21 protein-coding genes and 1 pseudogene are annotated in these 24,210 nt (G+C 40.2%); 9 read left to right on the forward strand and 13 right to left on the reverse strand.

Features of this window, described 5'->3' with window-relative positions; translation table 11 throughout:
• Positions 1-11: 11 nt before the first annotated feature.
• From PTET_RS02570 to PTET_RS02600, 7 genes and pseudogenes are all read right to left on the reverse strand, one after another.
• Complete coding sequence (locus tag PTET_RS02570) at positions 12-2,585, reverse strand: M1 family metallopeptidase (RefSeq protein ID WP_016899496.1); 2,574 nt, start codon at positions 2,583-2,585, stop codon at positions 12-14.
• A gap of 114 nt (positions 2,586-2,699) precedes the next feature.
• Positions 2,700-3,380, reverse strand: coding sequence for a site-specific integrase (locus PTET_RS02575; RefSeq protein WP_013464069.1), 681 nt, complete (start codon positions 3,378-3,380; stop codon positions 2,700-2,702).
• A gap of 89 nt (positions 3,381-3,469) precedes the next feature.
• The gene (locus tag PTET_RS02580; protein WP_013464070.1) at positions 3,470-3,820 is read right to left on the reverse strand and encodes a DUF2750 domain-containing protein; all 351 of its coding nucleotides are present in this window, start codon (positions 3,818-3,820) and stop codon (positions 3,470-3,472) included.
• Positions 3,821-3,831: 11 nt separating this feature from the next.
• A pseudogene (locus tag PTET_RS19145) lies at positions 3,832-4,149 on the reverse strand (glutathione S-transferase family protein); the annotation flags it as partial.
• 301 nt (positions 4,150-4,450) lie between these two features.
• Positions 4,451-4,729 (reverse strand): glutathione S-transferase family protein, encoded by a 279-nt coding sequence (locus PTET_RS02590; protein ID WP_013464072.1) that lies wholly within the window; start codon positions 4,727-4,729, stop codon positions 4,451-4,453.
• A gap of 69 nt (positions 4,730-4,798) precedes the next feature.
• Complete coding sequence (locus PTET_RS02595; protein WP_013464073.1) at positions 4,799-5,080, reverse strand: peptidylprolyl isomerase; 282 nt, start codon at positions 5,078-5,080, stop codon at positions 4,799-4,801.
• 76 nt (positions 5,081-5,156) lie between these two features.
• Positions 5,157-5,726, reverse strand: coding sequence for a glutathione peroxidase (locus PTET_RS02600; protein WP_013464074.1), 570 nt, complete (start codon positions 5,724-5,726; stop codon positions 5,157-5,159).
• Positions 5,727-5,814: 88 nt separating this feature from the next.
• On the opposite strand from PTET_RS02600, the gene PTET_RS02605 reads away from it, so the two are divergent.
• The 3 genes from PTET_RS02605 (at position 5,815) to PTET_RS02615 (ending at position 9,569) form a co-directional block, all read left to right on the forward strand.
• Positions 5,815-6,303, forward strand: coding sequence for a GNAT family N-acetyltransferase (locus PTET_RS02605; protein WP_013464075.1), 489 nt, complete (start codon positions 5,815-5,817; stop codon positions 6,301-6,303).
• 110 nt (positions 6,304-6,413) lie between these two features.
• Positions 6,414-8,405 carry an ATP-binding protein gene (locus tag PTET_RS02610; RefSeq protein WP_013464076.1) on the forward strand — a complete coding sequence of 664 codons (1,992 nt, stop codon included), beginning with the start codon at positions 6,414-6,416 and terminating at the stop codon, positions 8,403-8,405.
• Between the two features lie 36 nt (positions 8,406-8,441).
• The gene (locus PTET_RS02615; RefSeq protein ID WP_013464077.1) at positions 8,442-9,569 is read left to right on the forward strand and encodes a response regulator; all 1,128 of its coding nucleotides are present in this window, start codon (positions 8,442-8,444) and stop codon (positions 9,567-9,569) included.
• A 102-nt stretch (positions 9,570-9,671) separates the two neighbouring features.
• Here PTET_RS02615 and queG read toward each other — a convergent pair whose 3' ends face one another.
• From queG to PTET_RS02635, 4 genes are all read right to left on the reverse strand, one after another.
• Positions 9,672-10,805, reverse strand: a complete 1,134-nt coding sequence (gene queG, locus PTET_RS02620; protein ID WP_016899494.1) for a tRNA epoxyqueuosine(34) reductase QueG — start codon at positions 10,803-10,805, stop codon at positions 9,672-9,674.
• A 70-nt stretch (positions 10,806-10,875) separates the two neighbouring features.
• A complete protein-coding gene (locus tag PTET_RS02625) occupies positions 10,876-12,096 on the reverse strand; it encodes a methyl-accepting chemotaxis protein (RefSeq protein WP_013464079.1) in 1,221 nt (406 codons plus the stop codon).
• 58 nt (positions 12,097-12,154) lie between these two features.
• Positions 12,155-12,859, reverse strand: coding sequence for a glycerophosphodiester phosphodiesterase (locus PTET_RS02630; RefSeq protein WP_013464080.1), 705 nt, complete (start codon positions 12,857-12,859; stop codon positions 12,155-12,157).
• Entirely contained in the window at positions 12,856-13,722 is an 867-nt protein-coding gene (locus tag PTET_RS02635; RefSeq protein WP_013464081.1) for a DMT family transporter, read from the reverse strand. The genes PTET_RS02630 and PTET_RS02635 overlap by 4 nt, the downstream gene beginning before the upstream one ends.
• A gap of 329 nt (positions 13,723-14,051) precedes the next feature.
• Here PTET_RS02635 and PTET_RS02640 point away from each other — a divergent pair, with 329 nt between their 5' ends.
• The 5 genes from PTET_RS02640 to rlmB all read left to right on the forward strand — a co-directional run bounded on the left by PTET_RS02640 (position 14,052) and on the right by rlmB (position 20,071).
• The gene (locus tag PTET_RS02640; RefSeq protein ID WP_013464083.1) at positions 14,052-15,155 is read left to right on the forward strand and encodes a sensor histidine kinase; all 1,104 of its coding nucleotides are present in this window, start codon (positions 14,052-14,054) and stop codon (positions 15,153-15,155) included.
• A complete protein-coding gene (locus tag PTET_RS02645) occupies positions 15,152-15,766 on the forward strand; it encodes a response regulator transcription factor (protein ID WP_013464084.1) in 615 nt (204 codons plus the stop codon). The genes PTET_RS02640 and PTET_RS02645 overlap by 4 nt, the downstream gene beginning before the upstream one ends.
• A gap of 162 nt (positions 15,767-15,928) precedes the next feature.
• A complete protein-coding gene (locus tag PTET_RS02650; RefSeq protein ID WP_029609929.1) occupies positions 15,929-16,663 on the forward strand; it encodes an enoyl-CoA hydratase/isomerase family protein in 735 nt (244 codons plus the stop codon).
• Positions 16,664-16,871: 208 nt separating this feature from the next.
• The gene (gene rnr, locus PTET_RS02655; protein ID WP_013464086.1) at positions 16,872-19,331 is read left to right on the forward strand and encodes a ribonuclease R; all 2,460 of its coding nucleotides are present in this window, start codon (positions 16,872-16,874) and stop codon (positions 19,329-19,331) included.
• Positions 19,328-20,071, forward strand: coding sequence for a 23S rRNA (guanosine(2251)-2'-O)-methyltransferase RlmB (gene rlmB, locus PTET_RS02660; protein WP_008112440.1), 744 nt, complete (start codon positions 19,328-19,330; stop codon positions 20,069-20,071). The genes rnr and rlmB overlap by 4 nt, the downstream gene beginning before the upstream one ends.
• An 82-nt stretch (positions 20,072-20,153) precedes the next feature.
• Here rlmB and PTET_RS02665 read toward each other — a convergent pair whose 3' ends face one another.
• Entirely contained in the window at positions 20,154-22,310 is a 2,157-nt protein-coding gene (locus tag PTET_RS02665; protein ID WP_013464087.1) for a TonB-dependent receptor family protein, read from the reverse strand.
• A 244-nt stretch (positions 22,311-22,554) separates the two neighbouring features.
• Positions 22,555-23,412 (reverse strand): LysR family transcriptional regulator, encoded by an 858-nt coding sequence (locus PTET_RS02670; RefSeq protein ID WP_013464088.1) that lies wholly within the window; start codon positions 23,410-23,412, stop codon positions 22,555-22,557.
• A gap of 126 nt (positions 23,413-23,538) precedes the next feature.
• On the opposite strand from PTET_RS02670, the gene PTET_RS02675 reads away from it, so the two are divergent.
• Entirely contained in the window at positions 23,539-24,129 is a 591-nt protein-coding gene (locus tag PTET_RS02675; protein ID WP_013464089.1) for a hypothetical protein, read from the forward strand.
• The last annotated feature ends 81 nt before the right edge of the window (positions 24,130-24,210 follow it).

Consider the following 24,210-nt stretch of genomic DNA (forward strand, 5'->3'; position numbering starts at 1 on the left):
TAAACTTTAACTTATTTGCTATTTAAAAAGCTATTGACTGATTTCAGTTCACGGTTTTTAAGTGCAATACAGTCATTGGTACTCTCTGCAAGTTTACTTAATGTACGCGCATAACCGGGTACAGCTTCCAGTTTAGCGTCAAAGAAACTTTGCGTTGTAGCTAAACTGTCAGCGTCACAGCTGGCGGTAGTAAAGTAAGGTAAGTTTGGCACAAAAAATGGTGGCAAGCTTGCTGTTACTTTATCGTAGTTGTTATAAATCCAATCAATAAACAGTGCTTGGCGTTCATCGGTGTAACTTTGACCCGATAAAATAGTACGCATATCAGAAGCCGTTACTTCGTCTGTTAAGCTATACGCCAGTACCGCTTTTTGTAGTTCAGGTTTACCAAAGTAACCCATTGCTGCCAGCATATTGGTACGCACTTGTGGATCTTTGGTGGTTTTAAAGGTTGTCATAAACTGATCTAGCAACGCCTTATCCCCATGAAAAGCCGCAAGACGTAAATAAGTACCTGCTAAATAAGGATCTACCTTTTGTGGATCGTTTAAGTAAGCTTGTGTTTGCTGTTTGGCTTTATTGATCACATTTTTATCTTCACCATCAAACCCTAAGCGTGATACCACCGCGGCACGAAGTTGAGCTACTGCGCCATCTTCGCCCATTTTTGCTTCTAGGCCATATTTTTTAGCGGCAGGCATCACCGCATTTTGAATAAACGTAGGCCATAAATCTTTATTGCTATCGTCTTTAAAAGTACGCTGCTGTGACGCTAAATAACCTAAAGCAGTATTAGCAACACGCGGATGACTATCGCTGGCAAATACTTCAAGCGTTTGCATTAATTTAGCCGCTGAAATGACACCGGCATCAAGTAGGGCATCTGTTGCCGATAATAGGGCTAAGCGTTCACGGTCGTTTAATACCCTAGCTGCATTATCTATTAACGCATTAAATTGCGCATCATCCATTACCCAACGGTAATAACCTAGCGCGCCTTGATCTGGATAAATCCACTCTGGTTCAAAGTCTAATGCTAGCGTTTGGCTTTGTTTATTTAATAATACATTGGCTGTTTGTACTTTATCGCCAGCACCATATTTAATCGCAACCGGTACATTCCACAGTTGAGCAGGGGCTTCAACACCGGCATTGGCAAAACGACTTTGCGAAATCGTAATGCTTTTACCTTGCTGCTTAACGTTAATTAGCGGGAATGACGACTGTTCAATAAACGATTTTAAAACGCTCGCTACATCTTTATTTGAAGCCTTACCAAGTGCTTCCCATAAATCGGCAGCTTCTGCATTTTTATAGGAGAATTCTTTTAAGTAGTTCTGAATACCAGCTTGAAATGCCTCTTCGCCAATCCAGTTTTCAACCATCGCCAGTACTGAGCTGCCTTTGCTGTAGGCAAGGCCTAAACCGTCCATAATATCGGCTTCGGTTTTAATTGGTTTACGAATTGGCTTAGTGCTTAAACGTGCATCTAACGCCATTACGTTGTTTTGTGGTAAATCTAGGTGTGATTCAAACTCAGGATTAAGCTGCTTAGTAATTTTTGCCGCCATCCAGCTTGCAAACGCCTCGTTTAACCATAAGTCGTTCCACCACTTCATAGTCACTAAGTTACCGTACCATTGGTGAGCTAATTCATGGGCAATAATAGAGACATTACGTTGTTTTTTACTACGCGTTGCAGCTTCTAAATCAACCAGAAGAATATCTTCGCGGTAAGTCACTAAGCCTGAGTTTTCCATAGCGCCAAACGGAAACTCTGGAACAGCCACTGAATCTAGCTTTTTATATACATAAGGAATACCAAAGTACTCTTCAAGTGCGCCCAGTACTTTAGGCATGTTCTCTTTTGCATATTGCGCTAAATGAATTTTACCTTGTGGGGTGATCACACGCCCAGGAATAGGCATGCCTTTAATTTCTAGCTCTTCAAATGGACCTACAGCCATAGCCACTAAGTAAGATGGAATTGGTGGCGTTTTATCAAAGTAATGGGTGGTCATATCGCCATTCACCGTCGTTTTTAGCTCAGGTGTATTTGAATACACTTTTTGTGAGGTGGGGGCGGTAATGGTTAACTGAAACGGAATTTTATAGCTTGGTTCGTCAAACACCGGAAATGCACGGCGCGCATCACTCATTTCAAATTGCGTGAACAAGTACGGAACGCCTTGATCTAGGGTTTTATATAACCCCACACTCTGGCGGTTATAAGGCGCTGAAAAATCTATTTTTAAGGTGTATTTACCTGGCTGAATTTGCTCTTCACAGCTAAATTTAACTTTACCTGTTTTAAGCATTTCGCTGTTTAAATCACAGTTTTGCTCACCTAGGAGTTGCACCATTTTAGTTGCATAATCAACACCATTGAGCTCAATGTAGTGTGTTGGTTTGAGCACTTCTAAGCTGATCTCGGTCATTCCTGCAAAGGTATCCTGACTTGGGTCGAGCGTTAAAGCGACTTTTTGTGAACTTGGCTTTGCGAGTTTTTCAATGACGAATTCGTTAGCGTGAGCAGCATTCATCGCAAGCGCAACGCTCACGGTTAAGAGGCTTTTTAAAAACATAGTTATCCCTAGATTTTTTGTTGTTAGAAACAGTCATATAGACGGCACTTCATCCTAACAGCTTTTTTTACTAGAGTAAGCGCAGATCGCTAAGGAAAAGAGTAACAAAGTTTGTCAGTGGCTATCTCGGGCTAAAAACCGCTGCCAATGAATATGGGAATTGATAACCCGGATCTGTTGTAGTACCTTATTTAACAAGGCTATATCGTTAAAGTTATCATGAGGGTAATCATTAAAGCCCATTAAATAATTAAAGCAGTCTTTGTTGCCTGCTTGCAGGGCATAAATACGAATTTGCTGTTCAAAGTTAAGCCGTAAGCTACTAATGGCGGTTTTCATACCGAGTTGATCCACCGAAGGAATTGCACATTTTTGCAAATACCCCGCGCGTTCACCTTCTCCCGAAAACCATATGCGCACTTTTTCGCTATAGCGCCCTGTTTTAGCAGGAAGATCGAACATTAAACGGGAGTGATTTTGTGCTTTTACATAAGCTAAATAGTCATTAAACCCAGCGCTAATAAGGGCGTGATGAACAGGCACTAAACGTGGCTTAATTTTACCGTGGGTATGAAAACTAAAACAGAGAATATTATTTTTAAGTATTAGGTCATCAAGGGTTAAGCAGCCAATTTCATCACTGTAAGCGCCACTGTAATAAGCAATTAAGGGCAGCCAAAAATGCCAGTGTTTAGCTTGTTCGCGGGCAAGCCGTGTATCACTATAAATATATCCGTTATAGAGCGTATGCAGCTCCATAGCTGAAAATGGACGACGACCAAGATGGGTTTTCAACGTATTACCTTGACAGTTTTTATTATTTTTATACCCCAACTAACCGTTGCTGTTAGTTGGGATAATGTCAGCGAACTAACGCCTAAAACTTATTCGCTTAGCGCGCGAGCTAAACCAACTGGTTCAATTTCTACACACACCTGATCGTCATTCCAATTTAAACCCACTAATGCATCATCAGATTTTAGGTCTTCAACCCAATCATCTAAAAACTCATCAAGGTTTATTTCTACAGGGCTGTAGTCTTGCCACTCTTCTTTACATTGTGCTTGTGCTGCGTCTTGTGATTCCCACAGTAAAAGTACATCGGTGTCGTCAAACTGATTTGACTCACATACAACAAAGCCACCATCATCGGCACCCAGTGCCCAGATCTGCTCACTAACACGTACTTTTTCTACAAAGCTAACTAGTTGTGATTCAATTTCGATATCGCTCATGTATCCACCTTTTAAAATTTAAGTCGAGGGTTGGTATTTTTAGCCGCTTGACGCTGACTAAACGCTTCATAAAACTTAACTAATTGCGGCTGCGCGCTAAAATCAGTGAGTTCACGAAAGCATATCCAATCAAGTAAGCAGTATAAACTGATGTTGAGGCATTCACAGCTTTTAAATTCATCATCGCATAAATGATCATTTAAATAGTGTAATGTTTGCGCAACTCGCTCATTTTGCAGATTAAAAAACAGCTTATCGGCTTGCGTATCAAATCCAGAACGTTGGCATAACAGTAATTCAACGAATGAATCATTGCAGACATTGATGCTAGGGCCTGTTGACCTTTACGGATTAAAATTTCTTCAAACTAGGGGCGATTTAATCGCGGCGCGAGGTTTGTAACCTAGTGGGCTAAGTAAAAACCGAGCAAAGCTTCCGCGTCCTGCTCACGCCCCTTACCTACATCCATGTAGGCAACAAAGAGTTAATCGCCCCTAGGCAGAACCCTTCGGGCAGCGCCTGTTTGGCATTAATGCTACGTTATCGCCTATTTATGGGGAATAACCACACCACATAGGCTCTGCCTTGCCTAAATACCAAACAGACTGCTGTAAATTTAACCTTGAAAGATCAACAGGCCCTAATTAAAAAGTGCTCTTGAGGCCATGTAAGTGGGGGTTGCTGGGTTTTTTCAAGTAAATAACGCAGTATGGTATTTGAATCACTTAGGGTAAGCGTGTCATCGACCAATATAGGAATTTTGGCTGCTGGATTTTTTGTGACCACCAACGGCCGATCGTCTTTAGAAAAAATATCGAGATTAATAAATTCAAGCGCACAATTGTTTTGTTGTGCCCAGATTCTAATACGGCGAACATAAGGGGAAGGAATAGAGCCAAATAGTTGCATAATGGGGCTTTTGCCAACTCCACATAAATAAAAAGCCGCTGATGCGGCTTTATTAATAAATCGATTTACTTACTCTGAGCGGCTGGTTATTTCTAATAAATGGTAACCAAACTGTGTTTGTACAGGGCCTTGTACTTGATTTAGCGGCGCTGAAAATACCACCTTGTCAAATTCAGGCACCATCATACCTGGGCCAAACTCACCTAATGCACCACCATCTTGACCTGATGGACAATTAGAGTGCAGTTTAGCGAGTTCTGCAAAGTCTTCACCTTGCTCAATTTTATCTTTAAGGTCTAAACATTGTGCTTCACTGTCTACGAGTATGTGCCTTGCACTTGCAACTGCCATAAGTTCTCCTACCTGTAAGTTTAGTTTTTTAAATTTGATAGCAACATCTTAGTAAGGTTAAACTGAAAACACAAAGTTAAAATGCACTTTTGATTGCGCTTTCTAGTTTTGCTGAATCCGGTGCTACGCGGCTGTTAAAGCGCGTAATCGTTTTGCGATCGGCCGATACCACGTATTTATAAAAGTTCCAGTTTGGTGAACTGGTTTGGGCGTTTAAATGCTTAAAAATAGGGTTTGCGTCACTACCACGTACTGCGCTGGTGGCCAGCATAGGGAAGGTAACACCATAATTTACATAACACACTTTTGCGGTATCTTTTTCATCGTTCTCTTCTTGAAAAAAATCATCTGATGGAAAGCCTAATACCACCAAGCCTTCGTCTTTGTATTTATTATAAAGTGCTTCTAAACCTTCAAATTGCGGCGTAAAACCGCAGTTACTCGCAGTGTTAACAATTAAAAGAGGCTGGTTCTTAAAATCACATAAGTTAATGGTTTCAGTTGAGCGCAACTTTCTAAGTGAAACATTCGTGAAGTCATTGCAGGTGTTTGCATCTAATGAAGGGGGGGGCGAGTCTGCGGCATATGTATTTAGCGAAACACAACTTAACGCGAGGGTTAAACCAAGTATTATTTTTTTTATCATGCTATTACCTTAAGTGCGTTTTTAGAGTATTTATGTAACTTATCATACGCTACTATAGGCTAAATTGATCAATTTTACTTTATTTTCTATGACTATACGTTTAGCAAAACCTGATGATTTAACTGCCATTGTTGCTATTTACAATGAAACTATCCCTAGTCGAATGGTCACCGCCGATACCGAAGAGGTGACCGTCGCTGATAAACAACCTTGGTTTGATAGCCATACTGCTCAACGCCCTATTTTTGTTTACTGTGAGAACAACCAAGTATTAGCGTGGCTTAGTTATAAATCGTTTTATGGTCGCCCAGCTTACGATGGCACCGTTGAGTTAAGCATTTACATTACGGCAGCAGCCCAAGGAAAAGGGTTGGGTAAAAAGCTGATGCAATTTGCACAACAACAAGCCAAGCAGCTTAATATCGAAGTATTACTTGGGTTTATTTTTAGTCACAACGAACCGAGCATTAAATTATTTAAGCATTTTGATTTTGCAGTATGGGGAGAGCTGCCTAACGTAGCAAGAATGGACAATCAGCTGTACAGCCTGACTATTTTTGGTAAGCATTTAACCTAGTACCATAACAAAAGGCAGCAAAATTCACTTTTACGTAGGTGATTATGCTAAACCAAAAATTCTAGACTATGCTGAAAAGGTGTTTAATTAACTCTTTAAAGTGTGTCTAAATGGCGAGAAAAATACTTATTATTGATAGCAGTAGCATGATTGCTATGCGCTTAAAAGTGTTGTTAGAACTAATTGGCTGCCAAGTTGAATTAGTCCACTTTGCTATGTTTGATGAAAATACAGACATAGACATTTATGACTTACTGGTATTTTCTCAAGGCGTGCCAACCGATGTTGTATCGATAGTTGTTGAGAAAGCGACTTATCAATCATTTTTGTTATTAGCGCCAAAAGCAGAATCAGGGGAGTTGCTTAGCGCATTTTCCAAATTAAATGACTTGATACCCAATGCCACCATTATCTACCCCTTCTTTTCTAATAAAGAAATAACGTCTTTAATTGAGGCCTTATTAGAGATAGGTCCAGATCACATTTTTAAACTACCGACAATTTTACTCGTTGACCATGTTAATGAGCGATTAGAGTCACTCAAAAGTAGCCTTTATGGCGCTCATATTGAGGTATACACCGCAACAAACCATGATGAAGCAATTAATATTGCCAAGCTCAGGAGTATTGATATTTTAATCAGTGACTTTAGCTTACAACCGGGTTCTGGTTTAGAGATATTTTCGAGTTTAAAAAAAATACAACCGCATAGTCGTTGCTTGTTAGTAACCTCACGCCCTGAACAATCTATGTTAGAAGCCATTCGCCAAGGTGTTGAAGATGTTTTAATCAAGCCTTTAAATGACAATGTGTTACTACAAGCTGTACATAAATTATGGCAAACCGAGCTGCTAAAACGTCACAATGCTGAGCTAGTAGAAAGATTACAAGAAACAGTTGATGTGCTGATTGAAAAAGACAGCCTACTGCAGGTCATTTTTAAAAATACCCCCGATCCTATTTTATTATTTGAACGCAAAGGCAAGATAGTCGAGGCCAATGATGCTTGCTTAAAATTATTTAATTTAAAGTTTAAAAAGCTCATTGCTCACTCGTTATTTCATTTTTTAGATGATGACTCGGTGCAGGCAATAAAAGATAAAATCTCTACATTAAACAGTAATCGTCAGTTTAGTTGTGACTTACACATTGTAAATAAAGACGGAAGTAAAATTCCGCTAGTTGGATCATTTAATGAAATAGACCACCATGGCGAAATAGCGTTAGCGGTTATTTTTAAAAATGTTAGCCATTTAAAACAAAAAGAAGATCTACTGTTGGAAGCCAAAGATCTTTTAGAAGAGCAAGTAAGGGCACGTACTTCACAGCTTGAGCATGCGAAAAATATTGCCGAAGCGGCTAATCTAAGTAAATCAGAGTTTTTGGCAAATATGTCGCATGAGCTAAGAACCCCTATGCACTCTATATTGAGCTTTTCACGTTTTGGTATTAGCAAGTTACAAGAGGGTGATTTTAGCAAAGATAAACTTTTGAAGTATTTAACTCGTATTGAATCAAGTGGGCAAAGACTACTATCGTTACTTAATAATTTACTCGACCTTTCTAAATTAGATGTTGGTAAATTTCCATTCAACCCACGGGCTTATGATTTAGCGACTATTGTTAAAACCAGTATTGATGATGTTGCCGGTATTGCTATTGAAAAAGATATAAATATTGTTTTTAGCTCTGATAACGCGCCGATTGTTGCACAGTGCGATGAAGAGCAAATAAATCAGGTTTTGAGAAATGTATTGAGTAATGCACTCAAATTTAGTGAAGAGCACAGTACTGTTGAAGTTGTAATGCAAAGAGACGATGACAATGCAAACATTGCAGTGATAGATAGCGGTATTGGAATACCTGAAGAGGAACTTGAAACGGTTTTCAATAAATTTGAGCAAAGCAGTAAAACGAATAGTGGTGCAGGTGGAACCGGGTTGGGTCTTACCTTGTGTCGTGAGTTTGTTTCATTGCATCAAGGCAGTATTAAAGCATGCAATAACAGCCTTGGTGGAACAACAATTTCGATTCAAGTTCCTTTAGAAATAAACTTAGATGAATACCTAGCTGATGAGCAATTAGTGAAAAATAGCGGCTAACAATCGAATTTTTTTAATTTATATGGATGAAAAATTATGGCTTTAACTAAAATTCTTGCAGTCGACGATGAACCATTTAACCTCGAAATAATTGAAGAAATATTAGAGGATCTTGATTTTGAACTTAAGCTAGCTTCAAGCGGCCCTGAATGCTTAAGTATGGTTGAAGAGTATATGCCTCAAGTTATATTACTTGATGTAAGTATGCCAAAAATGAATGGTTATGAAGTATGTAAAGAGCTTAAAGCTAACCCCAATACCCATGACATCATCGTGATGTTTGTATCTGCAAGAGGTACGGTTGAGGAGCGCATGGAAGGTTATTCAGTAGGCGCGGAAGACTATATTGTAAAACCGTTTGGGCACGACGAATTAAAGCAAAAACTGAATAAACTAAATCAAGTCTTAATAGAAAAACAACAGCTTGAAAAGCAAGTAAAAGAAGCGACCTCTACCGCCTTTAATGCCATGGCAAATAGCAGCGAAATGGGTCAGATAGTAAATTACATTGAAAATATTGGTTTTATTAACGATATACAAGAGCTTGGCAAAGCATTAGTAGAATGCTTACAGGCATTTGGCCTACAAAGTAATATTGAATTTAGATGTAACGATACTAAGTCGCACTTTGCGCTCAATGGGGTGTGTTCGCCAATTGTAATTGAGTTATTTGAAATGCTTAAAAGCAAAGGACGACTGCATGAGTTTTCTCATCGCATTTTGGTTAACTACGAGCTTGTGAGTTTACTGATTTTAAATATGCCAGAGCATGACGAGCAAAAGCACGGACGCATACGTGATCATATTTGCTTTATTGTAAGTGTAACCGAGCAACAATTACGAGCCATTACCACTAAGCAGATGCTGGTATCGCAGCAGGAGCGGTTAAATAAAGTTGCCGGTACTGTGCATAGTAAGTTTCATCGTTTAATTGGGATGTTGAACGACAGTCGTATTAATAATGAAAAAGTATTTAAGCATTTACAAGAAGAACTCGAAGAGCGGATCCCAACTATGGGATTGGATGAAGACCAAGAAATTTTTATTTATAAAAAAGTAGACGAAACCATACAAAACTCGGTTGCACGTCAGGAGTCAGTAGATCAAGTTAAAAAAGCCTTTGCAGAAATAGAGCAAGATCTTGCTTTATTGTTGAAAGGTTAAAGGTGCGGGTTACGGGCTGCGAGGCGCGGGGTAAATTCCTTGCTACGATTAGGCAGATAGCTTGTATCAGCGACATTATGTCGCGTTTTTTAGGCAATAGGCTTATGCGTCTCTGGGTAGGCCTTTTTCAACAATCCGTATTAGCCGTGCTGTTTTGCGCAGCTTTTGTCTTTGTTTATCATGTTGCTGGGTAAGTGCCCATTCTATGTGCTCATTCACCATGTCACTGACCGTTTTGCGTTTATCTTCAAGTGCATGAATAATCGCTGGGCTAAAATCTGCGTTGCCTAAGCCAACCGCTATATTTCGTAACCAACGCTCATGGCCAATACGCCGAATAGGGCTGCCCTCGGTATTTGTTAAAAAGGTAGTTTCATCCCAGGCAAATAATGCGAGTAAGTCTTTATTTTTTAATTGTGTACGGGGGTGGAAGTCTTGCTCGTCGGTAATTTGTCCATAGCGATTCCATGGGCACACTAACTGGCAATCATCGCAACCATAAATGCGGTTACCCATTAAGGTTCGGTATTGCTCTGGAATAGCCCCTTGATGCTCTATGGTTAAATACGATATGCATTTACGTGCATCTACCACATAAGGTTCTACAATAGCGCCGGTAGGGCAAAGGGTTATACAGGCAACACATTTACCACAACCTTCGAACGTGTTTTCATCATCAATAGGCAGTGGTAAATCTACAAATAACTCGCCTAAAAAAAACCAAGAACCAGCCTCTTTATTGATTAATAAAGAATGTTTACCTCGCCAGCCAAGCCCTGCTTTTTCAGCTAATTGACGCTCAAGCACTGGCGCTGAATCAACAAAAGGCCTAAAGCCATAGTCACCTACCTGCTGTTCAATTTTTTTACCTAATTGCTTGAGCCGATTACGCATTAATTTGTGATAGTCACGGCCAAGCGCATAGCGGCTGATATAGGCTTTCTCGGTATTTTTAAGGTTTTTGGCAAAGCCTGAATCTGGCGGCAGGTAATTCATTTTTACTGAAATAACTCGTTGCGTGCCAGGGACTAGCTCGCTAGGGCGGGCGCGTTTCATTCCATGTGCAGCCATGTAATCCATTGAACCATGATACCCTGCATCAAGCCAACGCTGAAGCTGTGCTTCATGCTTAGTTAAATCAATGTCAGTAATGCCCACTTCACTAAAGCCAAGTTGTTGGCCCCATAATTTTATTTGCTGGGCTAGCTGCTCATAGTTTGGTTTTACGTCGCTCACATACTTCACACAGTTAAATGACAAGCCGCTTAATTTAGCATAATCGCGGCTTGGGTGAAATTATTATTGCCTAATCTACAAAGCGTTTTAACTGTTGTTGGGTTTGTTGGCTTAGCTTTTGTGATTGTTCAGAATCATGCAGTGCTGTATCTATTTGTTGCTTGGCTTGTTCGCCTAGCGCCACAATTTGCTCAACCGATTCATGCGTTTGGTTTTGGGTATCTTCGAGCAAGTGTACGGCATTGGCTATTTGCTGCAATTGTTGTTGATTAAGTTCAAACTCATTGAGCATTTTACCAAACCCATCAGAGGTGGTGTTAATTGATGTTTGCGCATTATTTGAGTGGTTTATTAATTGCTCTGACTCTTTATTCGTTTCATTAACGAGCTCATTCATTTGGGTAATAAAATCACTAATTTGGCGTGTTGCGTCGCTTACTTTAACCGATAGGGTACGAACTTCATCGGCAACCACGGCAAAACCTCGCCCCGCTTCACCAGCGCGTGCCGCTTCTATGGCTGCATTTAGTGCTAATAAGTTAGTTTGATCCGAAAACTCTTCAACCATTTTTAAAATACTGCGAATGTTTTCGCTGTTCTCTTTCAAGCCCGCAATCGTTTTAGAAAAACTACCCAGCATTTCATTAATAAGCCTTACCTGCTCAACTAGTTTTGATAGCTCACCAGCAGAGAGCTTTACAAAATTAAGGTGTTCATTATTGACCTGATGTACGCTATCAGTGTTGCTTACTATAGCCTGCAGGCTTTGGGTAATTTGGTTACTGGCATTAATAATGGTGTGGCTTAAATTAATTTGCTGTTCGCTTAGCTGCTCTGTGTGCTGCATTGATTGCGTTACTTGGCTATTACTTTGCACGCTTTCCTGAGCGCTGCTGTAGGTCGTACTTAATAAGCTGTTTAAATGCGTAGTAAACTGATTATATTGTTCACTTAAATCTCTAAATTCATCAAAAGTAAAATGAGGAAGTTTGGCAGCTAAGTTGGCATCTTGTTGATTAATATTAATGAGCGTATCGCGCATTGCTTTTACCGGGCGCACAATTAAAAAGCGCATATAAAAAATAGTAAAAATAAAGCCTGCAATAATAAGTAGCGCAAGTGCCCAAAATAAGCCAGTGCTTTGCTGGTTTTCGGTTAAGCTACTGTGCAACCAAAACAAAGTAATGGCTTGAAATAAAAAAACAAAACTTAAATTCCCAACTATTTTTCGGGTTAAAGTATAAAACAGTGTTTGTTCTAAAAAATTATAAATACGCATGTAGCTACTCATTAAATAGTGACCTACTAAATTATTGTTTTTATAGCATAAATGGCAATTAAATAATTAGTTATAGTTCATTTAATTGCGCTAAATAATGCTTAGTTCGTTCAGGGTCGTTAGTAAAAATACCATCAACACCACAGGCAAGCATCAGTTTAATATCTTCGACTTCATCTACGGTGTAAGCAAATACTTGTAAACCGCGCATTTTGGCATCGTCTACAAACGGTTTGTTCATAAAGTTTTTGTCAATATGAATGCTGTAGGCCTGTAAGTCTTGTGCAAACTTTGCATACTGCAATGGAATTGATGCAGTAAGTGCGCCAATTTTAAGCCACGATAAACGGCTCTTTAGCCAGTGTAGTTGATGATGATTAAATGATGAAACTAAAATATTGTCTGCGGTTATTTTTTTGTTCGCAATGTTGCTTTCAAGCACGGTTGCAAACTTTTCAAGTTCAAAGGTATGCTTTAGCTCTAAATTGAGTAAGGTTTGGTTATTATTCCAGTCTATTAATTGCTGCAAAGTAGGGACTTGTTCGCCATTTCCTGCATCAAACTGTTTAATTTGCTGGGCACTAAAGTCGCACACTTTGCCTTTGCCATTAGTGGTTCTATCGAGGTAGGTATCATGAATAATAACGTAATCATCAAGCGCGCTTTGTACATCAACCTCAATGCCATCTACATTCGCTTTTAACGCCGCTATAATGGCGCTTTGCGTATTTTCAGGAAAGTGTGTGCTTGCGCCTCTATGTGCAAATATTTTCATGGCTGCTTTTTCCGTGAAATTGACCAAGTTTCAAAGCACGCAGCACTAACAATCAGTGCGCCACCAATCAGGGTCATCACTGAGGGGCGTTCGTGCAGAATAATTATAGCCAGTATTGTGCCATAAAGGGGCTGTAAGCAAGAAATCAATCCAGCGGTTGCTGCTGATAAATGTTTTAAACTCGCTGCAAATAACGAATGCGGCATCGCAGTAAACACCACACCGGCAATAAGCAGCAATATTAAATCAGTATCATTAATTTCTGTTATGGGCACTTCAATAAAAGCACACAGCATCAGGCTTGCGACTAAGGTTTGGTAAAACATGGTTTGCGGTCCACCATACTCGCTAAAGTAGCGTTTATGAGTAATATTACGAAGAGCAAAAAATAATGCTGATACCACGCCCGTCACAACACCTAAAGTGATGTCATCGCCTAAATTAACGTTAGGGATCAATAAATAAATGCCAAAAATCACCACTACAGCACTTATTATATCTTTTGTTTTGGGCTTACTTTTATTAAATAGGGGCTCTAAAAATACCGTGATCACGGGATAGGTAAAAAAGGCTAACATGCCCACGGTAATTCCCGCCAATTGCATGCCTACAAAATAGGTTACCCAGTGAATACCTACGGCAACGCCTAATAAAATGGCAATCACATAATCTTTAGCGCGATGCAGCTTAATTGGTTTTTTTTGCAAAGTTAGTAGCACACAAATTGCCAGCCCAGCGATAGCCGCGCGATAAGCGGTAATATCTAATGCATTCAAACCAATTAGCTTTGCGAATAAGGCGGTACCGCCAAATAAAAGGACGGCAATGTGTAAGTAAATTAAGCTTTGTTGTTGGGACTGCATTAAATTTTCCAGGTCACTTTTTTTGGCTATATTAGCATTGCTTTTACACTCAGAAGATGAATTTTTCTATTTCATGACAAATGTCAGCCAAGTTAATGACACTTCACACTCTTATCTATTTTACCCACTGGCATAGTTACCTTACTTATATTGGAGGGTGTTATGAATTCTTTAATTTTAACAAGCTTAAGCATTAGCGATTTTTTAGAAACACTAAGTTTTACTATCACTTATGTAGATTGTTTTATGTTCGTATGCATTTTTATGTTATTTGTATTTATTAATAAAAAGAGTGCTATAAATAAAAATAATAGGCCAGAGGTATTGGTATGAGCTCGGTTAACAGGTTTTCTCAGCAAAGCGATAAAGATTTTTGGAAATATGGTCATTTAGTTTTTACCGGTTTTTATTTACTCCCGATGATCATTGATTTTGCCAACTTTACGGCTAACCAAATCACTCTGTCTTTAGCCTTTTATATTGCGTTTATATTGTTATATGTAAAAGCAATAAATTGCAAAAATAGGGGAGTAACTAAGTTATTTATCGCTATGTTACTGGTGTGTTTTAGTGCCACTTTTTATAGCGCTGGTACACCAACCTTATTTGGCTTTATAGCTTATGTAGCGGGCTATACATATAGCAATTATCAAAGAGTTTATGCCGCATTAGCGATAATTTTAACTGTTTTGCTAAGTTCATATGTGGGTGACATAGCCAAGCTTGAGTACTTTTTAGCGGTGGCTTTAATTTTATGTGCGGCCCTATTTAGCTATGGTATAGCGGCAAAAAGAGAGCATTTACATAAAATTCGTGAGCAAGAAAGCGCAAAGCAATTAGAGCAACTAGCAGCCATTGCTGAGCGTGAGCGCATAGCCCGAGATTTACACGATATTTTAGGTCACTCACTGTCATCAATAGCTTTAAAAGCTGAGCTTGCGAATAAACTAAATCAAGGCGAGCGATACGATCAGGCCAATAACGAAATTGCCCAAGTAGCAAACCTTGCAAGGCAATTGCTTAGTGATGTAAGAAGCGCGGTAAGCGATTTAAAGCAACTCGATCTAGTGAGCCAAATCGCACAGCTAAAACAAACGCTTATAGCGCAAGGTTTTAACATAAAATTTAACGTTAATTTAGCGACCTTACCCGTTAAAGTAGAGGGCATTGCGAGCCTTATTATTAAAGAGTCGGTTACTAATTTATTACGCCATAGCAGTACAAAAAACGGCTCTATCAATATAGAGCAAACAAAGCAGCAATTAATTATCAACGTTATTGATAATGCGCCATGCACTACATTAAAAGCAGGTAATGGTTTAAATGGCATTAAAGAGCGGGCTGAGCAATTAAATGGCAATGCAACATTTACCTGTGGCGACACATTTACTTTAACTGTTGTGCTGCCACTGAGTGCTGAGGATTTAAAATGATCAAAGTATATTTAGTTGAAGACCAAGCGCTGGTTCGCGACGCAGTTGCAGCCTTATTAAGCCTTGATTTCAATATTGAGGTGATTGGTCAAGCAAGTAATGGCCAAGATGCGTTAAATGAAATCAACGCGCTTAGTGAAGACTTACACCCAGATATTGTTTTAACCGACATAGAGATGCCAAGCATGAATGGTATTGAGCTTAGTGAACAAATAGCCGCTAAGCACCCTGCAATTAACATGGTAATTATGACCACCTTTTCGCGAGCCGGTTATATTAGGCGTTCTTTAAGTGCGGGTGTTAAAGGTTTTATTTTAAAAGAAGCGCCAAGCGAAGAGCTAATCAATGCGCTTAAAAAAGTAATGCAAGGGCAAAAGGTGATTGACCCAGAGCTGGCAATTAACGCATTAGACGATACCGATCCACTCACAGATAAAGAACGCAAAGCGTTAAAACTTGCAAGTGATGGATTAAAAACCAGCGAAATAGCAAAACAGCTTTATATAAGTGAAGGCACAACGCGTAATTATTTATCCGATGCAATTGCTAAACTCAATGCCACAAACCGAATTGATGCAGCACGTATAGCCCGACAAAAAGGGTGGTTGTAATTGCGCGAATATTTAAACGCTATGGCTTAAGCTCTCGCTCCTTTAATGGTTACAAAAATAGACGCTTTATAAATTTCATACAACGTATTACTATTCTATTTATAATTATAAAAGTAATGAAAAGTGCTAAAAGCGCAGCTAAAAGCACTAAATGAGGGTCTAATGACAGCATTAATAGAAATTACCACGCAAGGAAGCACGGCTATCCTTACTATGAATACAGCAGAAAACCGCCATAATCCAACCTTTATAAACGAGTTTAATCAACACCTAGATACGATTGAGGCTAACGAGCATATTAAAGCGGTGGTGCTAACCTCAAGTAGCGATAAAAGTTGGTCGTTAGGCATTGATCTACAGTGGATGGCAAACCCTGACAACACACCACAAATAATTGCCGATTTCATGAACTCGATAGGTGCCTTGTTTAAACGTATTGTTACTTTTCCTATGCCTATTATTGCCGCGCTAAACGGCCACAGTTATGGTAATGGTTCGGTGTTGGCATGTGCCTGTGATTTTAGATTTATGAAATCAGACAAAGGCTTCTTTTGTTTCCCCGAAGTCGATGTATTAGTGCCGTTTGTACCGTCTATGTTTCCTATTATTAATAAAGCCATAGATCAGCAATTTTTTAATCGTTTAGCCATGACCGGTGAGCGTGTTGATGCGCAAAAATTATTACAACATAACGTAGTAGAGGCCACCTTTGCTGATGAGCAAGCCTTGCAAACGGGTGTGTTAGAGTTTGCGCAAAGCTTTAATAAAAATCGCTGGATATACTCTCAAAACAAAAGCCAAATGAACAAACCAATACTCGATGTTATGGCTGCACAAGATGCGGCTTTTATTGAACACATCAGCACGCTATTGTGGAAGAAACTACAGCAAAAGTAAGCTGTTTATATAAAAGTGAGTAAACATCAGCATTGCTATTTTACTCACTTTTAAGCTCTTAAATTAAGTACATGTTAAGCGTTATTTAGTTATATTTTCACAAAATGCAAAAGGTAATAACGCTTTATTAAAAGTTTAATGGCTTTTACCTGTCTCATTGCGAGTATATGAGTTAAAATACTTACATAACCAACTAACAAGATAGTGAATGTCAAACCAAGATCCAAATCTCAGTCGAGAACAAGAAAAGTACGAAAACCCAGTCCCTAGTCGTGAGTTTATACTTACTCACCTGCAAGAGCGTTCCAAACCTGCTAACTACGCACAACTATGTGAAGAACTCGCAGTCAACGATGAAGAACGACAAATAGCATTTAAGCGCCGACTTCGCGCCATGGAGCGTGATGGGCAGCTTTATTTTAATAAATTTAAATGTTATGCCCTGATTGACGAAGCCGGTTTAACCAAAGGCAAAGTAGTCGGTCACAGAGACGGTTTTGGCTTTTTAGAAGTTGAAGGCGAGAGCAAAGATTGGTTTATTGCCAAGCATCAAATGAATATGGTGCTACACGGTGACATCGTTCTTGCCAAAGGCACTAAACGCGGCTCAGGCTCAAAATGCGACGCACGCATCATCAAAGTACTCACTAACGAGCGCGCACCCATTGTAGGGCGTTATTTTGTTGAGCATGGTATTGCCGTTGTTGTGGCTGAAGATCCGCGCATTACCCAAGACATTATTATTCTACCGGGTAACGAAAAAGGCGCGCGTCATAACCAAATGGTGCAAGTGCAAATAACCCAAAATCCAAGTCGTAATATGAATGCGGTAGGTAAAGTTATCGACGTACTGGGCGAGCATTTAGCGCCGGGTATGGAAATTGAAGTTGCGCTGCGTAATCACGATATTCCACACGTATGGCCTGAAGAGGTTGAACAACAAGTTGCCCACTTAGGTGAATTTGTTGAAGAAGCCGATAAACAAGGTCGAGTTGATTTACGCGGCTTACCGCTTGTGACCATAGATGGCGAAGACGCTCGTGATTTTGATGATGCCGTATACTGTGAGCCTAAAAAGTCGGGTGGCTGGCGCTTATGGGTAGCCATTGCCGATGTATCACATTATGTAGGTATGAACACGCCGCTTAACAAAGAAGCGATAGAGCGCGGTAACTCAGTGTATTTCCCTGAGCAAGTTATTCCAATGCTACCAAAAGTATTATCTAACGGTTTGTGCTCGCTTAACCCTGAGGTTGATCGCTTGTGTATGGTTGCAGAAATGACCGTATCGCAAGAGGGTAAGCTCTCAGGTTATAAGTTTTACGAAGCGGTGATGAACTCACATGCACGTTTAACTTACACCAAAGTAAATGCCATTTTACAAAACGATGAAAAGTTACGTAAAGAATACGCAGCTGTAGTGCCGCATTTAACTGATTTGCAGCAAATGTACATGGCATTAAAAGCAGCGCGCCAAGAGCGTGGCGCCATTGAGTTTGAAACACTCGAAACTCGCTTTGTATTTAACGCACAGCGTAAAATAGAATCAATTGTGCCGGTTATTCGTAACGATGCGCACAAGCTCATTGAAGAATGTATGATTTTAGCCAATGTTTCGGCGGCTAAGTTACTTGAAAAACACGAAGCCAGCGCACTGTATCGAGTACATGATGAGCCCGATAGCGAAAAGCTGGGTAACTTTACTCAGTTTTTAACTGAGCTGGGGATTGAAAGCACGCTAAGTGATGAACCAACCCCGAAAGAAATTACTCATGTATTGGCTCGTTTAGGTGACCGTCCAGAGGCTGAGCTTATTCAAACTATGCTGCTGCGCTCAATGAAACAAGCGGTTTATCAGCCAGATAACATAGGTCACTTTGGTTTAGCATTATCGGCTTACGCGCACTTTACCTCGCCAATTCGCCGTTACCCCGATTTAGTGGTGCATCGTGCAATTAAAGCAGTATTAAAAGCACAAGGGCAGCAAACCTCTGGTGAATACGCTTATAGCGATGATGAAGTCGATCAACTTGGTGAGCAATGTTCTACCACTGAGCGCCGCGCAGATGATGCCACCCGTGAAGTAGCCGATTGGTTAAAATGTGAATACATGCAAGATCATGTAGGCATGGAGTTTAACGGGGTTATTTCATCGGTTACTAACTTTGGTTTATTTATTCGTTTAGATGACTTACAAATTGATGGATTAATTCATGTTACCAATTTAGGTGATGAATATTTCCAGCATGATGCAGCTAAACATTGCTTGGTGGGTGAACACACACATACGGTTTATCGTTTAGGCGACAAAGTCACTGTGCAGGTTGCCTCGGTAAGCTTAGATGATCGTCGTATAAACTTAACGCTTAAAGGCGATGTTGCCCAAGATCGTTATGCGCGTCGTCGTGCACCTAAAAAAAATGCTCCAACCAGTGTTCGCTCGCAACTTAAAGCCGGTAAAATCCCGGGTAAAAAGTCAGCAAGTGATGACAAAAAGCCAAAGGCGAGTAAAAAGCCTGCTGCAAAAGGCAAATCAGCGAGCAAATCAAAAGTAAAAGCGGATGACACCACCGCTAAGAAAAAAACCAAAAAGAAAGCGGTCAAAAAGCCTAAAAGACCAGGTAAAAATGCCCGTAAACGTAGTAGCCCAGGAGCAAACAATTCGTGAGTAATGAATTAATTTTTGGCTTTCACTCTGTTGAAGCAATTTTGGCAAAAGAGCCAGAGCGTTTTATAGAAATATACGCCCTTAAAGGACGTGATGATAAGCGCTTATCGCCGGTGATTGAGCAAGCGCGTCAGTTTGGTATTTCAGTACAGTTTATGCAACGAAAAGCGCTTGATAACAAAGCGAAAGATGAGCAACATCAAGGCATTATCGCCAACGTGAAAGCGGCACGTGTGTTTAACGAAAAAGATCTTGATGAGATCATTGAACGCGAAGACACCCCGTTTTTACTGGTACTTGATGGCATCACCGATCCGCATAATTTAGGTGCCTGCTTACGTAGCGCCGATGCTGCCGGTGTTCATGCGGTGATAGTTCCTAAAGACAAGTCAGCAAAGCTTAATGGCACGGCACGTAAAGTGGCCTGTGGCGCAGCTGAAACAGTACCGCTTATTCAGGTTACTAACCTTGCACGTACATTACGTGAAATAAAAGACGCAGGTGTATGGGTTGTAGGCACAGCCGGTGAAACCGACACACATGTATTTGATGCCAGCTTAACAGGCCCAATGGCGATTGTGATGGGAGCTGAAGGCGAGGGTATGCGCCGTTTAACCCGTGAGCACTGTGATGTACTCGTTAAAATTCCAATGGCGGGTACGGTTTCAAGTTTAAATGTATCGGTTGCAACCGGTATTTGTTTATTTGAAGTATTACGCCAGCGCGCAGAAACAAATTAAGCCTATTAATTACATAGGCATTAAAAAGCCGAGATTGATTTAATCAACCTCGGCTTTTTTGTACTTTTAAGTTAGCACTTTATTAAAAACTGTAAGAGTAGCCCATTTGTACTGAACGTGGCTTACCAGGTTGAATACCGCCATTTGCACGGTTAGCAATGTAGGTTTTATCAAACAAGTTATCTACGCTTAGGTATACTTTTTGGTTTTCGTCGATTAAGTACTTAGCAGCTAAATCCCATACAACACGGCTATCAATCGCATTTAAGCCTGAGTTAGTTAAATCAGCATGTGCATCAGACACGTAACGTATTTGGCTATTTACCACAAAGTTATTCACTTCTGCGCCAAACGATAAAGCAACCTGGTTCTCAGGTACGTAAGGCATTGCATCGCCTTTTTCTACTGAGCCCCAAATTTCTGAATCAAACGTGTTTTTAAATTCTGAATCTGTGTAGGTGTAAGTTAATTTTACTGGGAACGCAACCGATGCAGTATTAAACGTTCGACCTGCGCTAAATTCAAAGCCCGATACTTCTACTTCACCGTAGTTGTATTGGTCACCAATGTTATCGTCATTACAACCTACTGATGCAGTACAGTTACCATGCATATTGTCGTAATCAGAGTAAAACGCAATTACTTCACCGTTAAAACCGCCCGCATTAAAACGAGAGCCAAACTCGATGTTGACGCTCTCTTCTTCGTCTTGGTCGGCATTACCCGGTGCTGCAGGGGCGTAACCTTTTTGAATACCAGCAAGTAACGTAACATTGTCGTTAAGTGTGTAAGTAGCACCTAAAGACGGTACTAAAATTTCAGTATCGTTAGAGATATCTTTCGTTAAGCCTAGGCTACGGGTTGGATCTGACTTAGCCCACTCTTCACGGGTAATAGTTATGTCTTCATAACGAAGACCAGCACTCACTATTAATGCATCCATTGTCCATTCGTCTTGAATAAATAGCGTGCTTGCTTTTGCACTGTCTAAACGGTTGCTGTTAGAGCCTGGAGCGCCTTGTGAGGTAAGAGTCATGCTTAAATCTTGATTAAGCGTGTATTTGTCTTCCCACTGGAAACGATCCATTTCATCTTCGTGGTAACGTACGCCAACCGTAATGTAGTGAGCGCCCGCTGGGATGTGTAATTCAGACTGCACACCTTTTGCTTGGTAGTCACGGTTATTGGCTTTAACACCGATGTTTTCAATACCCGCAGCTGTTGGGTTTGCTTCAAACTCGCTGTATTGCTCAAGTGTGCTTGAACCAACACTGCTTGCTTTGTACCAGTTACGGTGGAAGTCGTTTAGATAAGCGGTTGCTAAAACTTCATAACCTTCACCAAAACGGTATGCATAGTTTACTTGGTATGCATTATGGCGAGTGTTCATTTCATCATTTTGTGATGCTGCGTAACGACGGTACGGGTTTTGTTGGTAATCGGCATCGGTTAAACCCATGTAAGTTTCGTCTGATGTTTCTTCAGAGTACTTTAATTTGAACTCAATGTTATGCGCATCGTTTTCACCAAAGGTATGGCCAAACTTTACCAATACATCGTTTTTTTCAAAACCTGTGTTGTCATCACCTACTGGCAATTCTTTAAAGCCATCAGCGCCGTAAGAAAACACTTCAATTAAGCCTGCAGTGTTGTTTTTTTCTTTTGCGAAGTAAGCGTGACCTTTGTAGTAACCATCGCTACCAAGGGCAGCATCTAGCATGCCTGTTGAGCTATTTGCTTCAGTTGGTAGGCTGCGAGAAAGTAAATTTAATACACCACCGGTAGTGCGCGGGCCATATTTAACTGAGGCAGCACCTTTTAATACTTCAATAGATTCCATACGGCCCATAGTTGGGAAGTAGTAAGCCGATGGCGCAGAGTAAGGAGCCGGAGCAACAAGTACACCGTCTTCCATCACAGAAATTTTGTCGTTACGACCAGTACCTGTACCGCGCATACCAATATTAGGGCGCAGGCCGTAGCCATCTTCTTCTTGCACGTATACACCTGGTACAGATGCTAATACGCGAGAAATATCGGTAAATTCGAATTTTTGCAATTCTGCATCTGAAATAAACGTAGCAGATCCTGGAATATCGTTAATAGCGGCTTGTGAGCCAATAACGGTAATTTGTTCAAAGTTACGCTCAACTTTGTCGGCATCTTTTGCCATTGCTGTTGTGTTCAAAGACAGCGCAACAGCTGCAGTTAACGAAGAAACTAAAAATTTATGTGACATTGATTACCCTAAAAATAGTTCAACTACTGAAATTGGCGTAATTTAAACATGTTAACGAATGAGAATCAATATTATTAAGTTTTACTATAATTTACATCTGTCGTAAAAACAGGCTGTTTTTATAACATTTTTAACTAGGTGTTTATTTTTGTTTTATAAAAACAGGGATAATGTATTGGCTGGTGGCGGTTAATTTAACCTGAACGCTGCTTGAGATAGATTTATTATTCAGAGTTCAGGTTATTTAAGCCGTGGGGTAACCTAAGCGCAGCTTAATAAACTCAGCGAGTTTAAACACGGCGTTTTCAGGTTCGCGGGCAGTTTTAACTAAACTAATGCCAATGCTACCGAGCGCAGGTAAATTTTTAGTGTGTAATTGATAGGTTAAATCGTTCGGCACCGTACTTCTTGCCAATACAGTAATACCTAAACCTTCTTTTAATGCCGCAATTAAACCGGTTAAATCGGCGTTGCTGTAAACAATACGGTATTTAATACCTGCTTTTTCAAGCGCTTGGGTTGCTCTGCGTCGGTAAATACAGCCCTCAGGCGCTGTTACTAAGGTAACGGTTTCATTTTGCGCCAGTGAAAGATCGCCAACCCACACTAATTGGTCTTGAATAAAAATAGGGAATTTTTCTGAATCAAGCTGCTCATTTAGCGCCAATACTAAATCAAATTGATCTTGGCGCTCATCCGAAAGTAAGTGTTTACTCAAACGTGACTTCACTTCTAACGATACATCAGGGTAGAGCGCCACAAAGTCGCCAATAATAGAAGGTAAAATACGTGCTGCAAATTCGCTAGGGATCCCTAAGCGCACTTTACCAGTGACACTTTCGGAGGTGAACAACTGTAAAATGGCATCGTTATGTTGCACCATTTGTTTTGCCATAGGCAGTAACAGTTCACCATATTGATTAAGTACTTGGCGTTGTCCCTGCTTTTTAAATAATTTATAGCCTAATAAGTCTTCTAAACGTTTTACTTGTAAGCTTACCGCCGGTTGCGAAAGGCCAAGTAAATCGCCTGCTTTGGCAAATCCACCTACCTCAACCACCATAACAAATGTGCGTAAACTGTCGGTTGAAATGTTTTTCATATTTAAAATTACTATTTATATGGCTATATATATAAGTATTATTTATCAATTGATAAGTAATTACAATTTGTTGTTGTAAGCCTTGCGCAATATACTTTTGCTATTAAAGATAGATAGGTATTTGTTATGACTTTTAACCCGATAATGTTTGCCCGCCATAGCAACGCTAACAGCGCGGTTATTAATGCCTTACAAGCTAATAACAGCCACGTTGTTATTGATTTTAGCGGCAGTGAAGCATCGGTATTTTTAAGTGCTATTTTAGGTCATGACCTCACCAAACTAACCGCCAGTGGCTTTGGTTTTAAAGGCACATTGGATGGCGATTTAAATTCTGATTTTAGCTACGCCGTTTACTACTTTAGCGAAACCGCCTTTAGATTTGTACTCTCAGTAAATGCCAGCTTGCAATTACAAGCACTCATTAACGAGCAACAGCTTAGGTACGATATCGACTTTGTGGTACGCACCGATTTAGCAACCTTTACCTTAACCGGTAGCAACGCCTTTGATACCTTAGTTGATGCGTTTAAATTAACCCCTGGCTTACGCCTTGCTGATGCGCAGCTTTGTTATGGCGCGCAAAGTGGCGAAGTGTTTGTTACCGCGGTAGATAAAAACAACGAGCAGCAGTTTATAGTGATTGCTAAAACGCCTACGCTTGATAAGTGGCAGCAGTATATGCAGCAACAAGGCTTTAGTGTTACTAACACCTAAGCTGTTTAATTCGTTAAACATATTTTTGTTAAAGATTACAATTTGGTAGGCGTATTAATGGCTACCATGTTATTCCCCCTC

Source organism: Pseudoalteromonas tetraodonis (assembly GCF_002310835.1).
Classification (GTDB): domain Bacteria; phylum Pseudomonadota; class Gammaproteobacteria; order Enterobacterales; family Alteromonadaceae; genus Pseudoalteromonas; species Pseudoalteromonas tetraodonis.